This is a genomic window from Lentzea sp. JNUCC 0626 (genome assembly GCF_043632865.1).
Classification (GTDB): Bacteria; Actinomycetota; Actinomycetes; order Mycobacteriales; family Pseudonocardiaceae; genus Lentzea.
In genome coordinates, this window is the sequence record NZ_CP171635.1 from 6,250,569 (window position 1) to 6,273,305 (window position 22,737).

General features: G+C 68.9%; 23 protein-coding genes. 9 read left to right on the forward strand and 14 right to left on the reverse strand.

Translation table 11 applies throughout. The features are described from left to right. Window positions 1-55 precede the first annotated feature (55 nt). A complete protein-coding gene (locus tag JNUCC0626_RS28255) occupies window positions 56-1,255 on the reverse strand; it encodes an acyl-CoA dehydrogenase family protein (protein WP_394613783.1) in 1,200 nt (399 codons plus the stop codon). 200 nt (window positions 1,256-1,455) lie between these two features. On the opposite strand from JNUCC0626_RS28255, the gene JNUCC0626_RS28260 reads away from it, so the two are divergent. After that, on the forward strand, window positions 1,456-1,869 hold the full coding sequence (locus JNUCC0626_RS28260; RefSeq protein ID WP_394613784.1) for a DUF4190 domain-containing protein: 414 nt from the start codon (window positions 1,456-1,458) through the stop codon (window positions 1,867-1,869). A 9-nt stretch (window positions 1,870-1,878) separates the two neighbouring features. Here the strand turns inward: JNUCC0626_RS28260 and JNUCC0626_RS28265 are convergent, their stop codons facing one another. Both JNUCC0626_RS28265 and JNUCC0626_RS28270 read right to left on the reverse strand, forming a co-directional pair. Further along, entirely contained in the window at window positions 1,879-2,055 is a 177-nt protein-coding gene (locus JNUCC0626_RS28265; protein ID WP_285643394.1) for a hypothetical protein, read from the reverse strand. A gap of 147 nt (window positions 2,056-2,202) precedes the next feature. Beyond that, a complete protein-coding gene (locus tag JNUCC0626_RS28270) occupies window positions 2,203-3,162 on the reverse strand; it encodes an HpcH/HpaI aldolase/citrate lyase family protein (protein ID WP_394613785.1) in 960 nt (319 codons plus the stop codon). Window positions 3,163-3,273: 111 nt separating this feature from the next. On the opposite strand from JNUCC0626_RS28270, the gene JNUCC0626_RS28275 reads away from it, so the two are divergent. From JNUCC0626_RS28275 to JNUCC0626_RS28290, 4 genes are read left to right on the forward strand one after another with little or no spacing between them, the layout of a single operon-like run. Further along, window positions 3,274-3,609: a hypothetical protein gene (locus tag JNUCC0626_RS28275; protein WP_394613786.1), complete on the forward strand. Its 336-nt coding sequence runs from the start codon at window positions 3,274-3,276 to the stop codon at window positions 3,607-3,609. Next, the gene (locus JNUCC0626_RS28280; protein ID WP_394613787.1) at window positions 3,606-4,433 is read left to right on the forward strand and encodes an aminoglycoside phosphotransferase family protein; all 828 of its coding nucleotides are present in this window, start codon (window positions 3,606-3,608) and stop codon (window positions 4,431-4,433) included. Before JNUCC0626_RS28275 ends, JNUCC0626_RS28280 begins: the two co-directional genes overlap by 4 nt. Window positions 4,434-4,448: 15 nt before the next feature. Further along, a complete protein-coding gene (locus JNUCC0626_RS28285; RefSeq protein ID WP_394613788.1) occupies window positions 4,449-5,702 on the forward strand; it encodes a magnesium transporter MgtE N-terminal domain-containing protein in 1,254 nt (417 codons plus the stop codon). Further along, window positions 5,695-6,180 carry a DUF1003 domain-containing protein gene (locus JNUCC0626_RS28290; RefSeq protein WP_394613789.1) on the forward strand — a complete coding sequence of 162 codons (486 nt, stop codon included), beginning with the start codon at window positions 5,695-5,697 and terminating at the stop codon, window positions 6,178-6,180. Before JNUCC0626_RS28285 ends, JNUCC0626_RS28290 begins: the two co-directional genes overlap by 8 nt. On the opposite strand, the gene JNUCC0626_RS28295 is transcribed toward JNUCC0626_RS28290, so the two are convergent. Next, the gene (locus tag JNUCC0626_RS28295; protein ID WP_394613790.1) at window positions 6,170-6,568 is read right to left on the reverse strand and encodes an NUDIX hydrolase; all 399 of its coding nucleotides are present in this window, start codon (window positions 6,566-6,568) and stop codon (window positions 6,170-6,172) included. The two genes, JNUCC0626_RS28290 and JNUCC0626_RS28295, sit on opposite strands and share 11 nt — an antisense overlap. A 4-nt stretch (window positions 6,569-6,572) precedes the next feature. After that, entirely contained in the window at window positions 6,573-7,040 is a 468-nt protein-coding gene (locus JNUCC0626_RS28300) for a MarR family winged helix-turn-helix transcriptional regulator (protein ID WP_355307503.1), read from the reverse strand. Window positions 7,041-7,143: 103 nt separating this feature from the next. On the opposite strand from JNUCC0626_RS28300, the gene JNUCC0626_RS28305 reads away from it, so the two are divergent. Then, window positions 7,144-8,289 (forward strand): Mrp/NBP35 family ATP-binding protein, encoded by a 1,146-nt coding sequence (locus JNUCC0626_RS28305; RefSeq protein ID WP_394613791.1) that lies wholly within the window; start codon window positions 7,144-7,146, stop codon window positions 8,287-8,289. Between the two features lie 479 nt (window positions 8,290-8,768). Here JNUCC0626_RS28305 and tatB read toward each other — a convergent pair whose 3' ends face one another. The 4 genes from tatB to sigE form a co-directional block, all read right to left on the reverse strand. Further along, complete coding sequence (tatB, locus tag JNUCC0626_RS28310) at window positions 8,769-9,146, reverse strand: Sec-independent protein translocase protein TatB (RefSeq protein WP_394613792.1); 378 nt, start codon at window positions 9,144-9,146, stop codon at window positions 8,769-8,771. Window positions 9,147-9,163: 17 nt separating this feature from the next. Continuing rightward, window positions 9,164-10,684, reverse strand: a complete 1,521-nt coding sequence (locus tag JNUCC0626_RS28315; protein ID WP_394613793.1) for a S1C family serine protease — start codon at window positions 10,682-10,684, stop codon at window positions 9,164-9,166. A 65-nt stretch (window positions 10,685-10,749) separates the two neighbouring features. Beyond that, window positions 10,750-11,283 (reverse strand): zf-HC2 domain-containing protein, encoded by a 534-nt coding sequence (locus JNUCC0626_RS28320; protein WP_394613794.1) that lies wholly within the window; start codon window positions 11,281-11,283, stop codon window positions 10,750-10,752. Then, window positions 11,280-11,882, reverse strand: coding sequence for an RNA polymerase sigma factor SigE (gene sigE, locus JNUCC0626_RS28325; protein ID WP_382440275.1), 603 nt, complete (start codon window positions 11,880-11,882; stop codon window positions 11,280-11,282). Before sigE ends, JNUCC0626_RS28320 begins: the two co-directional genes overlap by 4 nt. A gap of 198 nt (window positions 11,883-12,080) precedes the next feature. Here sigE and JNUCC0626_RS28330 point away from each other — a divergent pair, with 198 nt between their 5' ends. Beyond that, on the forward strand, window positions 12,081-12,713 hold the full coding sequence (locus JNUCC0626_RS28330; RefSeq protein WP_394613795.1) for an O-methyltransferase: 633 nt from the start codon (window positions 12,081-12,083) through the stop codon (window positions 12,711-12,713). A 416-nt stretch (window positions 12,714-13,129) separates the two neighbouring features. On the opposite strand, the gene glgC is transcribed toward JNUCC0626_RS28330, so the two are convergent. Then, window positions 13,130-14,344, reverse strand: coding sequence for a glucose-1-phosphate adenylyltransferase (gene glgC, locus JNUCC0626_RS28335; RefSeq protein WP_394613796.1), 1,215 nt, complete (start codon window positions 14,342-14,344; stop codon window positions 13,130-13,132). 88 nt (window positions 14,345-14,432) lie between these two features. Here glgC and glgA point away from each other — a divergent pair, with 88 nt between their 5' ends. Then, window positions 14,433-15,584: a glycogen synthase gene (gene glgA, locus JNUCC0626_RS28340; RefSeq protein WP_394613797.1), complete on the forward strand. Its 1,152-nt coding sequence runs from the start codon at window positions 14,433-14,435 to the stop codon at window positions 15,582-15,584. A gap of 1,332 nt (window positions 15,585-16,916) precedes the next feature. Here the strand turns inward: glgA and JNUCC0626_RS28345 are convergent. Further along, complete coding sequence (locus JNUCC0626_RS28345) at window positions 16,917-18,161, reverse strand: MFS transporter (protein ID WP_394613798.1); 1,245 nt, start codon at window positions 18,159-18,161, stop codon at window positions 16,917-16,919. Window positions 18,162-18,213: 52 nt separating this feature from the next. Between JNUCC0626_RS28345 and JNUCC0626_RS28350 the strand changes: the two genes are divergently transcribed. Next, complete coding sequence (locus tag JNUCC0626_RS28350; RefSeq protein WP_394613799.1) at window positions 18,214-19,107, forward strand: LysR family transcriptional regulator; 894 nt, start codon at window positions 18,214-18,216, stop codon at window positions 19,105-19,107. 31 nt (window positions 19,108-19,138) lie between these two features. Here the strand turns inward: JNUCC0626_RS28350 and JNUCC0626_RS28355 are convergent, their stop codons facing one another. From JNUCC0626_RS28355 to JNUCC0626_RS28365, 3 genes are all read right to left on the reverse strand, one after another. Beyond that, window positions 19,139-20,737: a hypothetical protein gene (locus tag JNUCC0626_RS28355; protein WP_394613800.1), complete on the reverse strand. Its 1,599-nt coding sequence runs from the start codon at window positions 20,735-20,737 to the stop codon at window positions 19,139-19,141. Between the two features lie 79 nt (window positions 20,738-20,816). After that, window positions 20,817-22,247, reverse strand: a complete 1,431-nt coding sequence (locus JNUCC0626_RS28360) for a leucyl aminopeptidase family protein (protein ID WP_394613801.1) — start codon at window positions 22,245-22,247, stop codon at window positions 20,817-20,819. A 153-nt stretch (window positions 22,248-22,400) separates the two neighbouring features. Continuing rightward, the gene (locus tag JNUCC0626_RS28365; protein ID WP_065914675.1) at window positions 22,401-22,568 is read right to left on the reverse strand and encodes a DUF3117 domain-containing protein; all 168 of its coding nucleotides are present in this window, start codon (window positions 22,566-22,568) and stop codon (window positions 22,401-22,403) included. Window positions 22,569-22,737: the final 169 nt, after the last annotated feature.

The window sequence follows — 22,737 nt, forward strand, 5'->3', positions numbered from 1 at the left end:
CCAGTTCCGTGAAAGATTGGCCCCTAACGGGTTAACCGCGAACTTCGTCCAGGGCCTAACCGCGAGACTGGTAGTCGCGGAGCAGGCCGCGACTGATGATCGTCTTCTGGATCTCGGACGTGCCCTCGCCGATCAGCAGGAACGGGGCCTCGCGCATCAGGCGCTCGATCTCGTACTCCTTGGAGTAGCCGTAGCCGCCGTGAATGCGGAACGACTCCTGGGTGACCTCGGCGCAGTACTCCGAGGCGATGAGCTTGGCCATCCCGGCCTCGACGTCGTTGCGCTGGCCGGAGTCCTTCAACCGAGCCGCGTTCACCATCATCAGGTGCGCGGCCTCGACCTTCGTCGCCATCTCGGCGAGCTTGAACGCGATGGCCTGGTGCTCGGCGATGGCCTTGCCGAACGTCTTGCGCTGCTGCGAGTAGTCGATCGCGAGCTCGAACGCGCGGATCGCGATGCCGCACGCGCGGGCGGCCACGTTCACGCGGCCCACCTCGACGCCGTCCATCATGTGCCGGAAGCCCTGGCCGGTGACGCCGCCGAGCACCTGGTCCGCGGCGATCTCGAAGCCGTCGAACACCATCTCGGTGGTGTCGACGCCCTTGTAGCCCATCTTGTCGATCTTGCCCGGGATGGTGAGACCGGGCAGGACCTCGCCGTAGCCCTCGGGCTTCTCGACCAGGAACGTCGTGAGGTTCTGGTGCGGCTTCTCGGCGCCCTCGTCGGTCTTCACCAGCACGGCGGTCAGGTTGGACGTGCCGCCGTTCGTCAGCCACATCTTCTGGCCGTTGATGGTGTAGCCGCCCTCGGAGCCCTTGACCGCGCGGGTGCGGATCGCGGCGACGTCGGAGCCGAGTTCGGGCTCGGACATGGAGAACGACCCGCGCACCTCGCCCGCGGCCATCCGCGGCAGGTACTTCTCCTTCTGCTCGGGCGTGCCGTGCTGCTTGAGCATGTGCGCCACGATGAAGTGGGTGTTGATGACGCCGGAGACGCTCATCCACCCGCGCGCGATCTGCTCGACCACCAGCGCGTACGTCAGGAGCGACTCGCCCAGGCCGCCGTACTCCTCGGGGATCGTCAGGCCGAAGAGGCCCATCTCCTTCATGCCGTCGACGATGTCGGCGGGGTACGTGTCGCCGTGCTCCAGCGTCTGGGCGTGCGGAATGATCTCCTTGTCCACGAACGTGCGCACGGTCGCGAGGATTTCTTCCTGGATGTCCGTGAGACCCGCGGTCTGGGCGAGGCGCGCCATCGCACTTCCCTTCCAAGGCTGAGGTTACCGGCGAGTATGGACCGGTTAACGCTCGTTTGCGACCGGGGTGTGCTCTCCACAACACACTGGAACCAGCTGTACCGAAACAGCATCCCTGACAGGTGTAATCACGCACCCACGCGCGACGAACCCGAGGGCGCGACCTTAAGATCCCGGCTCACACGTCCAGGGGGAGCAAGATGACCTACGACCCTTACAACCCGAAGCAGCCGGGTGACCCGTACGGCCAGCAGCAGCCTTACGGCCAACAAGCGCCCTACGGTCAGCCAGGCGCTTACGGTCAGCCAGGCCCGTACGGCCAGCCGATGTACGGCTACGGCTACCCGCCGCCCATGCCCAAGCCGCAGACGAGCGCGATCGTGTCGCTGGTGCTGTCCATCGCGGGCTTCGTGACGTGCGGCGTCTCGTCGATCGTGGGCGTCGTCTTCGGCCACATCGCGATGGGGAAGATCAAGCGCGGCGAGGAGGAGGGTCACGGCCTGGCGCTCGCCGGCATCATCGTCGGCTACTGCGTCCTCGGCGGCTGGCTGCTCTACCTGGGGTTCTACCTCTTCGTGATCCTCGCGGTGTTCAGCGGCGCCAACTACAACTGAGCCGCGGGCTCACCCCGCGAGGGCGATCTCCAGCGCGCCACCGCAGTGGCGGCAGACGTCCGCGAACACGTGGACGTCGGCGGCACAGCCGGGGCAGCTCCGAAAGCTGCGCTCCAGCAGGTCGTCCTCGCGACGTTTGAAGAGCCGCAACCGTCTGCTCGTCTTGCCGTTACTCGAACGTGACATGACGACGAGCATGCACCCGCACCGGGGCATGATCGCAAACTCTCGTCACGGATTGTGCCCCACTTCACCCGTTTTGAACGCAACCTGTGACGGTCGAACACGTCCAGTAACAGTTGGGGTGAAGTAGGGCACAATCAGTAACGGATTTCAGTCCTCCGGCGGCGTCCACACGTTCGCGCGCGCCATGCCCGCGGCACGGCCCTTGCCGGAGATCACCAGCGCCATCTTGCGCGACGCCTCGTCGATCATTTCGTCGCCGAGCATCACCGCGCCCCGCTTGCCGCCCGCCTCGGACGTGTAGAACTCGTACGCGTCGAGGATGTTCTCGGCGTGGTCGTAGTCCTCCTGCTTGGGACTGAAGACCTCGTTGGCCGCGTCGATCTGGCCGGGGTGCAGCACCCACTTGCCGTCGAAACCGAGTGCGGCGGAGCGGCCGGCGACGCGCTTGTAGCCGTCGACGTCGCGAATCTGCAGGTAGGGGCCGTCGATGGCCTGCTTGTCGTGGGCCCGCGCGGCCATCAGGATGCGCATCAGGATGTAGTGGTAGGCGTCGCCGACGTCGTAGCCGGGCGGCTGTTCGCCGACCACGAGCGACTTCATGTTGATCGACGCCATGAAGTCCGCCGGGCCGAAGATGATCGTCTCGACGCGCGGGGACGCGGTGGCGATCGCGTTGACGTTGTTGAGGCCCAGGGCGTTCTCGATCTGCGCCTCGATGCCGATCTTGCCCACCTCGTAGCCCATGGTCTTCTCGATCTGCGTGATCATGAAGTCCAGCGCGACGATCTGCTCGGGCGTCTGCACCTTCGGCAGCATGATGCAGTCGAGGTTCGCGCCCGCGCCCTCGACGACCTCGGTGACGTCGCGGTAGGTCCACTCCGTCGTCCAGTCGTTGACGCGCACGACGCGGGCCTTGTCGCCCCAGCCGCCCTCGTTGAGCGAGGCGACGATGGTCTTGCGGGCGTCCGGCTTGGCCAGCGGGGCGCAGGCGTCCTCCAGGTCCAGGAAGACCTGGTCCGCCGGCAGCGTGCGGGCCTTGTCGATCATCTTCTGGCTGGATCCCGGGACCGCCAGACACGAGCGACGGGGACGCTGCTGGTCGACCACTGGAGTACCTCCTCGTACCGGCCGGTAACTATGTGCGCCACAGTGGCACGCATCAACTCCGGGCGCATGTTCCATGAGTCCCGTTTCACAGCACCATGGCACGCTGAACCGGTGGAGATCACTCGAATCCTGGACGCGGCGCTCCGCAAGGCCGCTGCCGTCTGGATCACCTCACCGGGCCACGAACCGCGTTTGGTCCACGCGCATTGGCGTGCCGACGCGCTGTGGGTCATCTCCGGCGGCACCGAACCGACCGCGCCGTTGAGCGACGGCGCCGAGGTCACCGTCACCGTGCGCTCCCCCAGCACGCACTCGCACCTCGTCGACGCCCAGGCCGTCGCGCACCTGACCGAGCCGGACGACGAGACCGCGCAGGCCCTGCGCACCGCCCGCCTCAACACGAAGCCGGAGTGGGAAGCCGTGTACCGCCTGGAGTTCAGCTCGTGATCACCGTCCCCGCGGGCTTCGGTGAAAGCCTCGGCGAGGGCTCTGCCTCCTGGGCGGCGTCGTTGCCGAAGCTCGCGACAAAGGCGTGCGCGCGCTGGCGGTTGACGCCGGATGGCCCGCTGATGAACGGGTTCTGCGCGGTCGTGCTGCCGGTGCGCCAGGCCGACGGGCACCCGGCCGTGCTGAAGCTGACCTGGGTCGACACCGAGACCGAGCACGAGCCGCTGGCGTTGAGGCTCTACGACGGCAACGGCGCGGTCCGGTTGCTGGACCACGACGGCGACCTCGGCGCGTTGCTGCTGGAACGCCTCGAACCGCACTCGCTGGACGACGAACCGGTCGACCTGGCCATCGGCGTGATCGGCGACCTGATGCGCCGCCACCGCGGAATCCAGGCGCCGGACGAGATCCGGCGGTTCACCGGCGAGCTCGAAGATCACCCGGCGGTGCCTCGCAGGCTGCTCGACGCCGCCCGCGAGGCCGGCACGCGGCCGATGGGCACGACGCTGGTCAACGAGGATCTGCACTACGAGAACGTGCTGCGCGGCGCCCGCGAACCGTGGCTGATGATCGACCCGAAGCCGTTGTCCGGCGATCCGGAGTTCGGCGTGCTTCCGTTGCTGCGGAACAGATTCGACGAGATGGACGGGCGAAAGGGACTCGCCGACCGGTTCCACGCGATCTGCGCCGCGGGCGAGCTGGACCCCGAAGCGGCCAGGGACTGGGTGCTGCACCGCGCCGTGACGAACTGGATCTGGTGCCTGGACGACGACGAGGACACCGTGATCTGCGCCGAGATCGCCGGGTGGGCGGCCAGAGCGTGATCTAGCCTGGTCGTCGTGGTGGCCGTGAACAGGATCTACATCGCTCAGCTGGCCGGACTTCCCGTCTTCGGCCCCGATGGCGAACCCATCGGCAAGGCCCGCGACGTGGTGATCAGCCTCCGCATCGACCGGCAGCCGCCGCGGGTGCTCGGCATGGTCGTGGAACTGGTGACGCGCCGGCGGATCTTCGTGCCGATGCTGCGGCTGACGTCGATCGAGCCGAACGCCGTGACGCTCGCGACCGGGTCGGTGAACCTGCGGCCGTTCCACCAGCGCGTCAACGAGGTGCTGGTGATCGGCGAACTGCTCGACGCCAAGATCCAGCTCGAGGACAGCGGCACGGCCGCGGTCGTCGACGCCGCGATGGAGCTGACCCGCACCCGCGACTGGCGGATGGTGCGCGTCGCGGGCCGCGAGCGCACCGGCCGGTTCAGCCTCAAGGGCCCGGTGCAGGTGTGGCGCTGGGAGGACGTCGGTGGCCTGAGCGTCAACGAGATCGCGGGCCAGCCGCAGGGCGCGCAACAACTCGTCGCGGTCTTCGAGGGCATGCGCGCGGCCGACGTCGCCCACGCGTTGCACGAACTCCCGCCCAAGCGCCGCCACGAGGTCGCCGACGCGCTGGACGACGAGCGGCTCGCCGACGTGATCGAGGAACTGTCCGAAGAGGACCAGAAGGACATTCTCTCGCACCTGGACGAGGAACGCGCCGCGGACATCCTGGAGGCGATGAACCCGGACGACGCGGCCGACCTGCTCGCCGAACTGGCCGAGGGCACCAAGGACCGGCTGCTCGAACTGATGGAACCCGAGGAGTCCGAACCGGTCCGGCGCCTGCTGGAGTACTCGTTCGACACCGCCGGCGGCCTGATGACGCCGGAGCCGATCATCCTCACGCCGGACGCGACGATCGCGGAAGCGTTGGCACGAGTGCGAAATCCCGACCTCACGCCCGCGCTGGCGTCGATGGTCTTCGTCTGCCGCAGCCCGTCCGCCACTCCGACCGGCCGCTACCTCGGCTGCGTCCACATCCAACGACTGCTGCGCGAACCACCGTTCGACCTCGTCGCCGGAGTGCTCGACACGAGCATGGCGTTCCTGTCGCCCGGAGCGTCGTTGAGCGACGTGACCCGCTACTTCGCCACCTACAACCTGGTGTGCGCCCCGGTGCTGGACGAGGACGAGCACCTGCTCGGCGCCGTCACCGTGGACGACGTGCTGGACCACCTGCTGCCGGACAACTGGCGCGAGACGGGACTGAGCCATGCCTGAACTGCTGCCCCGGCGCAGACTCGACCAGCCGCGCGGCCCCCGTGGCTGGCGGCTCTCGATCGACCCCGACACGTTCGGCCAGTTCTCGGAACGGCTCGCGCGGTTCCTCGGCACCGGCAAGTTCCTGTTCTGGCAGACGCTGATCGTCGTCGCGTGGATCGTGGTGAACCTCGTCGCGGTGTCGCTGCGCTGGGACCCGTACCCGTTCATCCTGCTCAACCTGGCGTTCTCGACGCAGGCCGCCTACGCCGCGCCGTTGATCCTGCTCGCGCAGAACCGGCAGGACGACCGGGACCGGGTGTCGCTGGAGGAGGACCGGTCGCGAGCCGCGCAGACCAAGGCGGACACCGAGTACCTGGCGCGGGAACTCGCGGCGGTGCGGCTGGCGCTGGGTGAGGTGGCGACGCGCGACTTCATCCGGGGTGAGCTGGAGAAGCTCGTGAAGGAGCAGAACAACCTGAAGAAGGTCAGGCCCTGACCTGTCCACTCGCGACCAGGTCCGCGAGGACCTCGTGGATCGCGGGAGCGGTCTCGGCGTGCGCCCGGTACTCGTCGCGGGTCACGTACGTCAGTTCGGCGATCTCACCTGTGGGCTGCGGCGTGCCTCGGAGGGCGGCCGTGAAGCAGGTCATGTCGACCATCGCGCCTTCGCCCTCGCCGTACGCCGGGGCGACGTAGCGCTCGAGTTGCGAGGGTTCGTCGATTTCGACGCCGAGTTCTTCCCTGACCTCCCGGCGCACGGCGTCCACGAGGGACTCACCGGGTTCGATCTTGCCGCCGGGAAGGTAGAAGGCCTTCTTGTTGCGTGAGCGCACAACGAGGAGGCGGCCAGCCTCGACGTGCACCAGTCCCACCACCGTGATCATGGGGTCACGGCAACACGTCGTCCGCGGCGAGGCGGTCGCACGTGCGGCCGAACGCCTCGAGCTCACCGGGGCCGAAGCTCTCCCCGAAGTGCTCGGCGACGCCGGCGAGGTGGGTGGCGGAGGCACTGCGCAGACGCTCAGCGCCAAGGGGTGTGAGCACGGCCACGATGCCGCGTCCATCACCGTCGGCGCGTTCGCGTCCGACAAGACCAGCACGTTCCAAACGGTCCACGAGGCGGGTCACGCCAGAGCGGGACAGCAGGACGGCATCGGCCAGTTCGGTCATGCGCATGCGCATGGAAGGCGTCTCGGCCAGTTGAACCAGCACGTCGTACGCCGCGAGCGATAGGCGCTGCTCAGCAATCAGTTCGGCCTCGAGGACCCTCGTGATCCGTGCATGCGCGCGGAGGAACGATCGCCACACCCCGAGCTCGACACGGGTGGGCAACCGGGAACTACCCGATTCCGGCACGGACGTCGATGTTACGGACAGCGCCCCCGTGGCTACGACCTGGCCCTGTGCTGCAAAGTGACCGGCCGGTAGGACGGGCACGAACCGGACGTAGCATGGATCGGTGACCACCACGCAGCCCCGCCCCACCGTCGAGGACGTCCGCAAGGCGCTCGCCGGGGTGCAGGACCCTGAAATCCGCCGCCCGATCACCGAGATCGGCATGGTCAAGGACGTCGAGGTCGGCACGGACGGCGCCGTGGTCGTCGGGGTGTTCCTGACCGTCGCGGGCTGCCCGATGCGCGACAAGATCACCGCCGACGTCACCGCGGCCGTGTCGGCGCTGGAAGGCGTCGCGTCCGTGCGCGTCGACCTCGACGTGATGAGCGACGCCCAGCGCACCGAACTGCGGAAGACGCTGCGCGGCGGCACCGAAGAGCCGGTCATCCCGTTCGCCCAGCCCGGGTCGCTGACCCGCGTGTACTGCGTGGCATCGGGCAAGGGCGGCGTCGGCAAGTCCTCGGTCACCGTGAACCTGGCCGTGGCGATGGCGGCGCGGGGCCTGTCGGTCGGCATCGTCGACGCGGACATCTACGGGCACTCGATCCCCCGCATGCTGGGCGCCGACGGCCGTCCCACCCAGGTAGAGAAGATGATCATGCCGCCGCAGTCGCACGGCGTGAAGGTCATCTCGATCGGCATGTTCACCCCGGGCAACACCCCCGTGGTGTGGCGCGGGCCGATGCTGCACCGCGCGTTGCAGCAGTTCCTGGCCGACGTGTTCTGGGGCGACCTGGACGTGCTGCTGATCGACCTGCCGCCCGGCACCGGCGACATCGCGATCTCCGTCGCACAGCTGGTGCCGAACGCCGAGATCCTCGTGGTGACCACGCCTCAGCAGGCTGCGGCGGAGGTGGCCGAGCGGGCCGGGTCGATCGCTCTGCAGACGCGGCAGCGGGTGGCCGGGGTCATCGAGAACATGTCGTGGCTGGAGATGCCCGACGGCTCGCGCATGGAGGTCTTCGGGACCGGGGGCGGCACGGCCGTCGCGGAGTCGCTGACCAAGGCCATCGGGTCGGACGTGCCGTTGCTCGGGCAGGTGCCGTTGGATCCTCGGTTGCGGGAGAACGGGGATTCGGGGACGCCGATCGTTCAGGCGGTGCCGGAGTCGGCTGCGGCTCAGGTGTTGACCGGGATCGCCACGAAGCTTTCGGTTCGGTCGCGTGGGCTGGCTGGGCGGTTGTTGAACGTTTCGCCTGCTGGTCGCTGACGGTTCGGCTCGCCTTGGGCGAGTGGTCTTGTTGGCGCGCAAAGAACTTCGACGAGCCGGGTCATTTCATCGCCGCTTCGCGACGATAGGGATTGGGGCTTGACTTCGGGGCCCTTGCGAGGCGCTGGTCGGACCGGAAAGGCCGGGCTGAAAAGCGCCCGGCCGATCCCAGACAGGCGTAGCACCTCGCACCCAAAGTCAAGCCCCAATCCCACGCGTGCGTGGCTGGGTTTGTGCTGGTACGTCACCACACCGGCTGATCGATCCAGCCAAGACGGTCGGCTCGCCTTCGGCATTGCCGTTGAGTCTTGGGTGGGCTCGGCTGCGCCATCGCGATGCTTGCGCTCACACGGCCTGGCCTGCGGCTGCGTTCTCCTCAAGCCACTGCTTACCGAGCTCTCGGCTAATGAGCTCTTGGCTGCCTCGCGCTCGGCTGCCTCGTGGTCCGCAGCCCTAGCGCTCGCGTCAGCGGCCTTCGCTCAGGTCGCGTCCGGGTCGTAAGGCGGCCGCTCCCCAGGCCCCAGCGGCCGCTGCTCCGCGGCGGGCGGGGTCGAGGGCGTCGGGTAGCCGTTCGACTTCGTCGTGGGCTCCGGGTCCTCGAACAGGTGCTTGGTCACCGCGCGCTTCGGGTCGAAGTTGCGCAGTTCCCGCAGGTCCTCGAGGGGCTTGCGGAGCGACTCGAACTCCGGGCCCATCTCCTGCTTGAGCTGTTCGCGCGCGCCGGTTGCGTACTCGCGCACCTGACGCACTGTCTTGCCCAGCCAGGCCGCGGCCGATGGCAGGCGTTCGGGCCCCAGGATGAAGAGACCCGCGACGACGATGATGAGGATCTCTACCCATCCGATGCTGTCGAACACGGGTCCCAGCCTACTTGTCAGTCGCTCTTGAGTGTCACGTCGAGTTTGAGCTCACGGCCCTGGCGCGCAAGCGTTACCTGCACCGTTTGACCGATTTCGTGCTCGCGGACCGCAACGACCAGTTCGGCGGCGTTGCGGACCATGCGGTTGCCGACCCTGGTGATGACGTCGCCCTCCTGGATGCCGGCGGCCGCCGCGGCGCCGCCTGCCGGGACGTTCTGCACCTGGGCGCCCTCGGAGGTCTCCGCGGACACCGACTTCACGTTGACGTTCATGTCCGCGTGCTTCACGGAGCCGTTGCGGATCAGCTCCTGGCTGATCTTGCGGGCCTGGTTGCCGGAGATCGCGAAGCCGAGGCCCACGGAGCCGCCGGTTTCGGTGCGGATCGACGAGTTGATGCCGATCAGTGCGCCGCGCGAGTCGACCAGCGCGCCGCCCGAGTTGCCCGGGTTGATGGCGGCGTCGGTCTGGATCGCGTCGTAGGTGACCTGGGGGCCGCCGTTCTCTCCCGCCGCGGTGACCGGGCGGTGCAGGGCGGAGACGATGCCCTCGGTGACGGTGTTGGAGAGTTGGAGGGGCGAGCCGATGGCGATCACGCTGTCGCCGACCTGGAGTTCGTCGGAGTTGCCGAACTGCAGGACCGTCGGGTTGGTGACCTCGACCTTGATGACGGCCAGGTCGGTCTTCGGGTCGCGGCCGACGACGCGCGCGGCGGCTCGGGTGCCGTCGGTGAAGACGGCGCTGAGCTTCGCGGACGAGTCCTGCGCGGCCGGGGCGACGACGTGGTCGTTGGTCAGGATGTAGCCGCCGCCCTCGATGACGACGCCGGAGCCGACGCCCGCGACGTTGGCGCCCTTGAACTCGATCGAGACGACGCTCGGGGTGACGCGCTTCGCGATGTCCGAGATGGAACCCGCGGGGCGTTCCTTGCCCTGTTCGACCTCGGCCAGGGTGACCGTCGAGTCGGTGAGCGGGTTGCCGGCGCGGCCGATCAGCCAGCCGACCAGGCCACCGAGGGCGCCGAGCACCAGGGCAACGGTCAGCAGCAACGCCATGGCCGTCGGCTTCACGCGGCGGCCGAAGAGCAGCTCCGGGATGCTCAGCTGCGGGCCGGGTTCTGGCTTGCGCTCAGGTTCGCCAGGCGGGTCCTCACCGACGGCGGGCGGGCCGATCACGGCGCCGGACGTCGGGTCGCGCCACGGGTCACCCGCGGGCTTGTCGCCCCAGAACACCGGGTCGATGTCCGGGTCCGGGTCGGAGGTGGGCTGCGGCGGGCGCTGGAGCAGTTCGGAGGAGCCCTGGCGGCCGAACGCCGTCACGAGGGACTCGGGAGGGGGCGGCGCGGACTCGACCTGCGTGACGGGCACGTCGCGGGCGGCGAACGCGCTGTCGACGCCGTCCGGGCGACCGAAGGCCGTGGCGTACGCGGGGTCGACCGGCGGCTGCACCAGGGGCCGTGGCCGGAGCCTGCGGTGCGCTCCGTCGTCCACTCCGGAAACGGGTGTGGACGTCTGGCCGTTGGGCGACTGCTGGCTCATCTCTCCCCGGTTTTTCGCTCAGGAGTGCTGAACTACAGCGTGCCTCACGAACAGTGAAATGGCTGTCAGGGGGTGGTCGCGAAGACCGCGCCGACGTTCTGCGGTGCCGGAGCAGGCGCGGGCGCGTCGCTGCTGTCGGGCGTGGTGAACGCGAGGGCACCGAGCAGCATGCCGCTCACGACGACCCCGGCTCCCTGGCGGGCGCGACGGCCGCTGAACCAGCCGTTGCTGCCCAACGGTCTCGAAGACCCGAGCACCGGACCCGTGCCGAACGCGGGCTTGTCCGTGCGCTGAACGGCGACGAACTGGCCGTCTTCCGTGATCGCGAGCCCGTCCGGAGCGGACGGCAGCTCGACTTCCTGGGGGATCGCACCGAGCCTGTCGAGCAACGACGCCGGCGCCGTGGGCGCCGAAGCGGTGCGCACGGCCGCGCGCGCCTGCTGCTGCGTGAAGGTCTCGAAGGCGCAGAACCCGCAACGCTGGATGTGCGCGGCAGCTCGTTCGTGGGCGGTCGAGGAAAGCTCCCCGTCCACGAACGCCACCACCGCGTCCAGCGCGAGGTGCCCCTCAGGAAGGCCCCAACCACGGAGGTCGGTCATGCAGAGTCCTCCAGCAACGATTCCTGACGACGGCGCTCGAGAGCGACCTTCAGAGCCTGGCGGCCCCGATGGATCCGACTCCTCACGGTACCCATCTTCACCCCGAGCGTGGCGCCGATCTCCTCGTAGGAGAGACCTTCCACGTCACAGAGCACGACCGCGGCGCGGAACTCCGGCGGGAGCTCGTCCAGCGCGGCCTGCAGATCGGGGTCGAGGTGGTTCTCGTCGTAGATTTCCTCGGGGGACAGGTCGTCACCCTCGAGGCGGTCGTTGTCCTCGGGCAGCGCCTCCATGCGCACGCGCGAACGCCTGCGTGCCATGTCGAGGAAGAGGTTGGTGGTGATGCGGTGCAGCCACCCCTCGAAGGTGCCCGGCTTGTACGACGCCAACGAGCGGAACACGCGGATGAACGTCTCCTGCGTGAGGTCCTCGGCGTCGTGCTGGTTGCCGGTCAGACGGTACGCGAGCCGGTAGACCCTGTCCGCGTGCTCGCGGACGATGGAGTCCCACGAGGGCGGCGTCCAGTCAGCCGTCTCGATGGGAGCGACGGCCTCAGCTGAACTCGACTGCGTGCGCATCAGGTGTTTCGGCACCTCCATGTGGGCCGCCCGGCGACCCTTATGCGGCTCAACGGGCGACGGGTCCGGCTTGTTCCCGACTAGAGCCTGGCTTCTTGCTTCTGTACCTTCTCCTGCCCGGTTTAAACGATCGTGAGAACTGGCTGAGAGCACCCTGAGAATCTCGGTTCGGGCCGCGTTCACCCGTTTTGGGCACAGTTGGCACTAACCTGCTAGACCGTGACCACGGAATCGGCCCTGCGGGAGTACGTCGAGCAGTACCTCCCCGAGGACGACGTGCACCTGGCCGCACGTGCACGCGGCGAGGAACTGGGCTGCGTGCCCATCGGCGCGGGCGGAGGCGCCGCCCTGCGGTTCCTCGCGACCGCACTCCAGGCCCGCGCGGTGGTGGAGATCGGCACCGGAGCGGGCACCAGCGGCCTCTACCTCCTGGCGGGCATGCCGCAATCCGGCATCCTGACCTCGATAGACGTGGCCTCCGAGCACCAGCGAGCAGCCCGCCAGGCCTACGCCGCGGCAGGCATCTCCCCCTCGCGCACCCGCCTGATCATGGGCCAGGCACTCGACGTCCTGCCTCGTCTCACCGACGCGGCCTACGACCTCGTGTTCGTGGACGCCCACAAGCCCGAGTACCCGCAGTACCTCGAACACGGCGTCCGCATGCTGCGACCGGGCGGCGTCATCGCGTTCGACAACGTCCTGTGGCACGGCTCGGTCGTGGACCCGTCGGCACGGGACGAGTCGACGCAGACGATGAGGGACATCGCGCGCCTGGTGAAGGAGGACGACCGCCTGGTGCCGGTGATCCTCCCGCTGGGCGACGGCCTGCTGGTCGCCGCCCGACGTCCCTGACAACGCGAAGCCGAAGGCGAGCCGACCCGACGGCGAAGCCGAGGTGCTCTTGGCTTTGAGCCAAGAGGCTTCGGCGGTGGGGTCCCATCACGAGTCGCGCCACAGCTCTTGCTGCATGCCTGGAGGGGTGTCAAACCGCCACGCTTTTCGGCGGTTTGACACCCCTCCAGGCATGTGGCCCGCTCTTGGTGCGGCTTGTGATGGGACCCCACCGCCAACGCAACCAAACTACGAAACAGGCAGCCGCTCTAAGCAACAGGCGTGCCATCAACCCGCAGGCAGCGCTGGCCCCCTGATCAGATTGCCGGGGGTCTGGGGGCAGAGCCCCCAGGGAAAGCACGCAACGCAAGGTGGCCGCCCGCAAGGCGACCACCTACGGACAGGGCGACCACCTACGGACAGCGCGACAGGCCCGGTCAGTAAGCCCGAACACCCTTCCCCAACACAGTCACCCCACCAGCGGACACCGTGTACCGCTCCCGATCCATCGGCGCGTCCACACCGATCAACGCCCCATCTGGCACAACAACGTTCTTGTCCAAAATGGCCCGCCGAACCACAGCGCCCTTGCCGATCCGAACCCCGGGCAACAACACGGACCCCTGCACCACCGACCCGACTTCAACAGTCACATCGGACGAGATCACCGACCCGTGGATCTTCCCGGAGATGATCGACCCGGGCCCCACCATCGAGTCCTCGGCAGAACCACCGGCGATGAACTTGGCCGGCGGCAACGGCGGCGTAGCCGTCCGAATAGGCCACAACTGGTTGTACAGGTTGAAGATCGGATGGACCGAAACCAGGTCCATGTGCGCGTCGTAGTAGGCGTCGATCGTCCCCACGTCACGCCAGTACCCGCGGTCCCGATCCGTAGCGCCGGGCACGACGTTGTCCTGGAAGTCGTAGACGTGCGCCTTCCCCCGGTCCACCAGCATGGGGATGATGTCGCCACCCATGTCGTGGTCGGAGTCGGGGTTCAACGCATCCCCACGAAGAGCGTCCAGCAACGCCTCCGTCGTGAAGACGTAGTTGCCCATCGAAGCGAAAGTCACTTCGGGGTCGTCCGGCACGTGCGGCGGCTCGGACGGCTTCTCCAGGAACCGGGTGATCTTCCCCGACGCGTCCGAGTCGATGCACCCGAACGCCTTGGCCTCGGCCCGCGGCACCCGGATGCCGGCCACGGTGACGGCCGCGCCCGACTCGATGTGCTGCGCGATCATCTGGCCGGGGTCCATCCGGTACACGTGGTCGGCGCCGAAGATGACCACGTGGTCGGGCTTCTCGTCGTGGACCAGGTTCAAGGACTGGAAGATCGCGTCGGCCGAGCCCGTGTACCAGCGCGGGCCCAGGCGTTGCTGCGCCGGGACCGGGGTCACGTACTGACCGAGCACATTGGACAGGCGCCACGTCGTCGAGATGTGGCGGTCCAGTGAGTGCGACTTGTACTGCGTCAGCACGCAGAGCCTGGCGAGGCCCGCGTTGACCAGATTCGACAGCACGAAGTCGACCAGCCGGTAGTTGCCCCCGAAGGGCACAGCCGGTTTCGCGCGGTCGGCCGTCAGCGGCCATAGGCGCTTGCCTTCACCACCGGCAAGCACAATTCCGAGAACGTGCGGCTGCCCCTTCACAGCATGTGACCCTATCCGTGCGATCGTTCTCGAACCAGACGCAAAGTGGCCAGTCCCAACACCTACGCGAGTGATCTACGGTGAGTGCGTGCGAGTTGCGCTGCTGACCCGGGAGTACCCGCCGGAGGTTTACGGTGGAGCTGGCGTGCACGTGGGATTCCTCGTGCCCCATCTTCGCGAGCTCGTGGACGTCGACGTGCACTGCTTCGGTGCGCCCAGATCCGACGCCACGGCCCACAACGCCCCGCACAGTCTCGAGCAGGCCAACGCGGCCCTGACGACCCTCGCGGTCGACCTCGAGATGGCCGCCGCGATCTCCGCGGCGAACCTCGTGCACTCGCACACCTGGTACGCCAACATGGGCGGTCACCTGGGCAAACTCCTGCACGGCATCCCGCACGTGGTGACCGCGCACTCGCTCGAACCGCGTCGTCCGTGGAAGGCCGAGCAGCTCGGTGGCGGGTACCGGATCTCGTCCTGGGCGGAGCGCACGGCCTACGAACACGCCGACGCGGTCATCGCCGTGAGCGACGGAATGCGGGCCGACGTGCTCGACGCCTATCCCGCGCTCGACCCCGCCAAGGTGCACGTCGTGCGCAACGGAATCGACAGCAACGCGTACCGGCCCGTTCAGGAAACGGACGCGCTGACGTCTCGTGGAATCGATCCCACGAAGCCGATCGTGGCCTTCGTGGGAAGGATCACCCGCCAAAAAGGTTTGAGCCATCTCGTCGCCGCCGCGCACGAGATCGACCCCGAAGCGCAGATCGTGCTGTGCGCGGGGGCACCGGACACGCCGGAGATCGCCGAGGAGATCCGGACGGCGGTCAGCGCACTCGCGGAGACGCGGGCGGGCGTGTTCTGGATCCAGAAGATGCTCCAGCCCGCCGAGGTGCGGCAGATCCTCAGCCACGCGACGGTGTTCGTGTGCCCGTCGGTCTACGAACCGCTCGGCATCGTGAACCTGGAGGCGATGGCGTGCGGCACGGCGGTCGTCGCGAGCGACGTCGGCGGCATCCCCGAGGTCGTCGTGCACGGCGAGACGGGTCTGCTCGTCCACTACGACGAACATGATTTGTCGACATATCGACACCAGCTCGCCGAATCGATCAACGAACTCGTCACAGACCCCGCACGGGCGCAGCGCTTCGGAGTGGCCGGGCGCGCACGGGCTGAGCAGGACTTCTCGTGGTCGACGATGGCCGCGCAGACCGTCGAGGTGTACCGCAGTGTGATCTGAGACACACTCTTCCAGGGCAACCCTGAAGAGTGAGCACCGCCTTTAACCAGTAGTGACGTTTCGGTTTCAACTGGTGAGGGGCGCGAGGACTGTGCGTTGTGCGGTGCTGGGTCTGACGGTCCTCCTGGCAGCGACCGGATGCGCCACATCAGCACCCGCGTCGCAGCCTGCGTCCATCCAGGTCACGATCGACGGCAAGAAGCTCGCCGACGCCCCTGACCTGCAGGCGAGCGCCGAGGCCCAGCTCGCGTACACGCTGGAGTACGGCTACGTGGCACGGGCGGGCGCGGCCGCGGTCAGCTGCTGGTTCGCGAAGACGGGCGTCGAGTCCGAGGTCGACAAGCGGCTGTGGTGCGGGCCCGTCCAGGTCCCCGGCACCGGTGCCGGCACCGACTGGGTGCCCGTGCCGCTGAAGGAAGTCACCAAGACGGATGACGAGGTCCGTTACGAGGTGCAGTCGCCGCAGGTGCCGGAGAAGGGCAACCGGAGCAACCCCGGCGGCACCCTCGTGCGCACCGACGGCAAGGAGTTCGACCCGTCGAAGCAGCAGGACATGACCGCCGGACGCGACTTCCTCGCCGTGCTGCCCGACGACGGCAAGCGCAACAACGTCGACCTGGGCCTCGGCAACGCCGACGTGAAGCTCCGCGACGACCTGCTCGGCGTCGCCGTGACCGGCTGGGCCAACCCGGACATCTGGTACACGTCCGAGGGCACCGTCCGCGCCGAGGCCGGGTCGAAGCTGCGCGTCATCCGGATGAAGGTCGAGAAGTTCAACGAGACCGACAGCGGCTTCACCCGCACCAACTGGCAGGGGTTCGCCCCGCAGCCGTCGGAACTCTCGCTGGAGGTGCCGGGCAAGCGGCAGACCCTCCCGGCCGATCGGCTGCCCGCAACCGGCTCGGTGTTCGTCGTCTTCACCGTGCCGGACCCGCAGGAGGGCACCGAGTCGCTGGTGCTGAGCACGCTCGGCGCGAAGTCGCTGGAACAGCGGGTCGAGGTCCAGACGGGCAAGCGCTCCGACACCCCGCCGCCGGTGCTGCAGCGCGCCGCCGCGCCCGGCCAGTTCCAGGAGCACACGCAGAAGATCCGCTTCGGCGACCGCGAACTCGGCATGAAGGTCACCGGCGTCCGGCTCGGCCGCCAGCGCCCGATCAAGCTCGGCGAGAGCCAGTACGACGTGGCCACGATCTCCGCACCGGACAAGGCGCTGCTGGAGGTGCGGGTCGAGGCCGTCGGCAACCTGCCGGACACGGCGGGCGGCCTGCTCACCAAGGACCTGATCACCGTGACGCTGCCGGACGGCTCGACCGCACGGCAGGTCGGCGCCCGCTACGACGGCGGCCCGCTGCCGTTCGCGGTCGTCGTCGAGATCCCGGCGGACACCCGCTCGGTGTCGGTCGGCATGGTCGAGGGCGCCCCCGACCTGCCACGCCTCGGCACGACCACCATCGCGCCGGTCGACTCGCGGGTCACCCTCGCGCTGGAGTTCTGAGCGAGCATCGCGGCGAGCGCGAGCCAGCCGAGGATCACCAGCACCAGCCCGCCCCAGCCCCACTCCTCGTAGGAGGTGGCGCCGGACGTGCCGCCGACGCTGCTGCCCAGGTAGAACCCGGCGAGGTAGAGCCCGGACGCCTGGCCGCGGGCGTGTGAGGGAGCCCTGGCCGCGACCCAGCCGCTGGCCGTGGTGTGCGAGGCGAAGAACCCGGCCGTGACGATCGCCAGCCCCAGCGGCACCCACACCAAGCTCGCGAGGGCACCCAACGCCAGGACGCCGATGCACAGCAGCAGCACGCGCCCACGGCCGTAGCGGTCGGCCATCCTGCCCGCGACCGCCGCCGCCGTGCTGCCGAAGCCGTAGAAGAGGAACACCAGCGTCTCCAGCCACGCCGGGCCGCTGAGCTGGAAGCCCGCCACGTTGTAGAACGAGATGAACGCGCCCACGAGCAGCACGGCGACCACGTACAGCGAGAGCAACACGGGGTCCCGCAAAGCCGCCCGCATGCCGCTGGGCGCCTGCTTCGGCCGGGCGTGCTGCTTGGGCAGCAGGAACACCACGATCAACGCCGCCACCAGCCCGAACGCCCCGGCGAGCAGCACCGAGTGCCGCCAGCCGAGCCAGTCCGTGGTCATGCCCGTGACGAGCCGCCCGGTCATGCCGCCGAGGCTGTTGCCGGCGATCATCGCGCCCACCGCGGCACCGAGGCTCTTCTTCTCCAGCTCGTCCGCCAGGTACGCCATGGACGCGGCGGGCACGCCGGCGGCCGCGATGCCCTGCAACACCCGCAGCGCGAGGAACACCTCGTAGTTGGGCGCGAACGGCAGCACCAGCCCGAGCACCGCCGCCACCAGGACGCTGACCACGATCACCGGCCGCCGCCCGACGCGTTCGGACAGCATCGCGATCGGCACGACCACCGCGGCCAGCGCGAGCGTCGCCGCCGAGAGCGCGAGCGAGGCGGCGCTCGGCCCCAGCCCGTACTCCGCCGCGATCTGCGGCATGACCGCCTGCGGGGTGTACAGCAACGCGAAGCACGCGAACCCCGAAGCGGCGATGGACGTGGTCAACCTGGTCACGCATCTGACGCTAAGCCATACGTCCAATACGGAAATGCGTGAGAATCAATCCATGAACGAATCGGACCTGGCCCCGAAGCTGGCGGTGCTGAAAGCGCTTGCCGCGGACGAGCACGTGACTCGCGTCGCAGAACGCGTCGGGCTCCCCCAGCCGACCGTCAGCCGCTGGATCGCCGAACTCGGCGAGCAGCTCGGCGCGCCGCTGCTGGTGAAGACGGGCCGCCGGGTCCGCCTCACCCGCGCGGGCCGGTTGCTGGCCGAGGCCGCCACCCGGTCGCTGGCCGCCCTCGAACCCGGTCTGCGCGAGGTCGAGGAGGAGCTCGACCCCGAGAAGGGCCACGTGGCGCTGGGGTTCCTGCACATGCTCGGCCGCGCGATCGTGCCGGAACTCGTGCGCAGCTACCGCGCCGAACACCCGCACGTGCGGTTCAGCCTCGTGCAGAACGCCCGCCACGCCGTGGTCGAGAAGCTCGTCGCCGGCGAGATCGACCTCGCCCTCGTCGCCCCGCCACCGGTCGGGCCGGAGTTCGAGTCGATCGTGGTGTTCGAGCAGCCGCTGATCGTCGTGGTGCCGGCGGGGCACCGGCTGGAGTCGCGCAAGGCCGTGCGGATCGAGGACATCGCGGACGAGGACCTGATCACCCTCGAACACGGCTACGGCCTGCGCCAGATCACCGACGACATGTGCGCTGCCGCAGGCATCACGCCTCGCTACGTCTTCGAGTGCCAGGAGATCGAGACGGTGCGCGGGCTGGTGGCGGCCGGACTCGGCGTGGCGTTGCTGACCCACGCCGAGTTCGTGCCGCCACCGGGCCTGCGGGAACTACCGCTGACGCCGCGGACGGGCCGGATCTTCGGGTTGGCCTGGTTGAAGGACAACCCGCTGCCGCCCGCGGTCAGGGCCTTCCGGGATCACGCCCTGAAGATCCACGGCGTCGAACGCTGAACTGTCTACCGCTGAACCGTCGTGCGCCGGCTCACCGGCTCCAGGTCTGCGACCGCTGCCACGTCCGCAGGTACGACTCCGCCCCGCTCAGCATGTCCTGCACCAGCTGGTCACCGCCGAGCTGGCGCACCTTCTCCACCCAGTCCGGCAGCAGCCCGATGTGCGCGCCACCGTCCACGTTGATGTCCCACACCCGCTCGCCGGTCCGCTGCCGGTCCACCAGCGGCCCGTCCGGGTAGCTGCGGAACGGGTAGGTCACGCCGGTCTGCGGTGCCGGGTGCGACCCCACGCCGTTGTAGTCGGAACCGAACCCGATGCCCACGTCGTACTTGCGCCGCAACGGTTCCGCGGCCGCCGCCTGGGACACGTAGCCCTCGGGCGAGTTCTCGTAGCCCGCGACGAACCCGCCGAGCGAGTAGACCTGCTCGGTCCACTGGGCGTCCATCCAGCTGTGGCTGGACACGATGCCGGGGTACTTCGCCTGAGCAGCCAGCTCCAACGTCCGACCGGCCGCCTTCACGCTCATGTGGTCGATCTCGATCATCATGTGCCGCTTCATCATCGCCTGCACCGCGTACTCGCCGAGCGACGTCAGCCCGCGCACGTTGCAGCGCTTGGCCGGGTCGTAGGCGGGCGCCACGGCGGAGGCGGGGATCAGCGCGTTCGGGCCGACCGTGCCGATCGGGTTGTCCTGCTGCGGGCCCTTGCAGACCTCGGTCTGCCACCACTGGCCGGTGCGCAGGAACTGGCCCGCGTTGATCACGCCGCCCTGCGTGCCCGAGTCGAACCGGACGCCGCACAGGGCGTTGTCGAACTTGTGGCACAGGAACGCGCTGCGCACCCCGAGCGCGTACATCTCGTCGAGGCCGCGGTCGATGTCGGACCTGTTGCACAGCGGGATGTCGAGGAACGTCCGGCAGCCGAAGATCTCCGAGGTCTCGATGCCGAGCACGACCGCGAGCTTGCCCTGGGTGATCACGTCCCGCGCCTGCTCGGCGGACGTGACGATGCGGAACCAGCCCTTGCCCGCGCCACCGAACATCTTGTCGATGAACGTCTGCATCTCGTAGGTGCGCTGCGCCTGCAACCGGACGGACTGCATCTCGTCGCAGGGCTTGTCCTTGAACGGGTGGATCACGCACAACGTCGCGTTGCTCGTCAGGTCCTGCACCAGCACGCGCTGGCCGCCGCGCCACGCCCGTTCCAGCCAGGCGTAGTAGTTCTGCTGGTGCGAGACCGTCGTCGAGGACGGCCAGTCCTTGAACGTCGGCCAGCCCACCGGGTCGTGGCCGTCGAAGTCACCGGTCACGATCGCCTCGAAGATCGCGCCGAGGCCTGCCGGGTGGTGCTCCGAGCAGTCCTTCAGCGCGTCCGCGATGCCCTGCTCGGAGAACGGCTTGCCGCAGATCAGCTTGCCGCCGAAGCCCTCGTTGGTCATGAGGTGGTTGTGCGCGTCGACGAACCCGCGCACCCTGCCCTGCCCGTCGACGCCCTTGAACGGCTCTCCGGTCACGTTGATCTGCGAGTCCGGGGCGGGCCGCGCCACCGGTTCCCACCACGGCGTCGCGGCCGTGGCGGGGGATAACGACGCTATGACCAACGAGACGGCGAGGGCCAGGCGGAGTAACACAGGGAGCTCCTCTACGGCGTTGTGAAGGAGCTCACATCATGCCGTGGAACGCCACCGTCTCGTATGGCCCGTTCGTAGGTTAACGCGAATATTTTTCAGCCAACTGGACCAGCGTGCGTGCGCCGAAGCCCGTCGCACCCGCGACGACCTCGTCGTAGACCTTCTCCGACCGCGCCGGGCCGGCGATGTCGAGGTGCGCCCACGGCACGTCCCCCGCGAACTTCTGCAGGAACAGTGCCGCCGTGATGCCACCCGGTCCGGGCGGGCACTGCTTGTAGTCCGCGATCTCGCTGGCGACGGCACCGACGTGCTCCTCCAGCAACGGCATCCGCCACCACTTCTCGCCGACGCCCGCGCCCGCCTCGACGACCTCGGCCGCGAGCTCGTCGGACGCGCTGAACACCGCGCCGGTGCGCAGGCCGAGCGACACCTTCATGGCCCCGGTCAGCGTCGCCACGTCCACGATCAGGTCGGGCTTGAGGTTCTTCACCGCGTACGCCATCGCGTCGGCGAGCACCATGCGGCCCTCGGCGTCGGTGTTCTGCACCTCGGTCGTCTTGCCGCCGTAGTGCCGCACGACGTCGCCGGGCCGGTAGGAGTTCGCGCCCACGTGGTTCTCGGCGCACGGCACGAGCCCGGTGACCCGGATCGGCAACTGGCGACGGGCCACGGCGAGCAGCGCGGAGATCACCGCGCCGCCACCGGCCATGTCGGTGCGCATGAGGTGCATGCCGTCCGCGGGCTTCACCGAGATGCCGCCGGTGTCGAACGTGATGCCCTTGCCGACGAACACCAGGTGCGGCCCGGTCGTGCCGTAGGTGAGTTCGATGAACCGCGGCGGGCGGGCCGAGCCGCTGCCGACCGCGAGCACCCCGCCGAAGCCCTGCTGCGCCAGCCACTTCTCGTCCCGCACGGTCGCGGTCAGGCCGTCGACCTTGTCCGCGAGCTTCGCGGCCGTGGTGGCGAGCCAGCGCGGGTCCTTGACGTTGGACGGCGTGTTGGCGAGGTCACGGGCGAGCGAGGTGGCGGTGGCGAGCGCGTGGGCCTTCAGCGCGGCCGACGTCAGCACCTCCTCGAACCCGGTGTCGCCGGTGACGAGCCGCAGCGAGCCGACCCGCTTCGGGGCCTCCTCGGCGGTGACCTTGAACCGGTAGCCGCCGAGCGCCGCGCCGAGCACGAACGCCCGCACCTTGTCGCCGTCGAAGTCCGGGGTCAGCAGCACGTCGGCGGTCTTGGGGGCGTCCTCGCCGCTCAGCGCGCGCACCAGCGACGCACCGGCCGCGCGGTAGTCCGCGAGCGAGCCGGTGCCGACGCCGAGCGTCCAGGCCTCGTCGTGGCGGACCGTCTCGCCCGCCTTGCCGGTGAGGTCGGAGACGTCGATGCCGTCGCCGCCCGGTCCCAGCGCCGGTCCCGTGGCCGTGAGCACGACCTGCGGAACGGCGCGGCGCGAGGTGGTGGCCACCTCGACGTCCACGAGCTTGCTCGGCACTGACGGCACCGTCGACGCCACGACTGGACCTCCCCTAACGCATTAACGACCGTTCATTCTCACCCCGGCGTGGTGACCGCCGGCCTCCGCCCCCGTCACGACCCTGCGAGAACGAAGCGATGCCCCGGTCTCCACTGTGGAAACCGGGGCTCGACAGCTCCTCGCCGGGGTGCCTCAGCCGGCGGCGGCCTTCAGCGCGTCGCCCAAGGCGCTTGCCTCGTCTGCCGACATCTCGACGACAAGGCGCCCACCACCCTCAAGCGGCACGCGCATGACGATGCCGCGCCCCTCCTTGGTGACCTCAAGGGGACCGTCGCCGGTCCGGGGCTTCATGGCCGCCATCGCGTGCTCCCTCCGTCAACATCTTCCCCGTCCGGCCAGGCCGGATCTGCTCCATTCTCCCCTATCGCGACTCAGGGGCGAAACCGAACCGATCTTTTGGCGAGTCCGGGTGACGGTTGTCGATCTTGACTTGTGCCTGATCAACACCTGTATCCACGACACCACAACA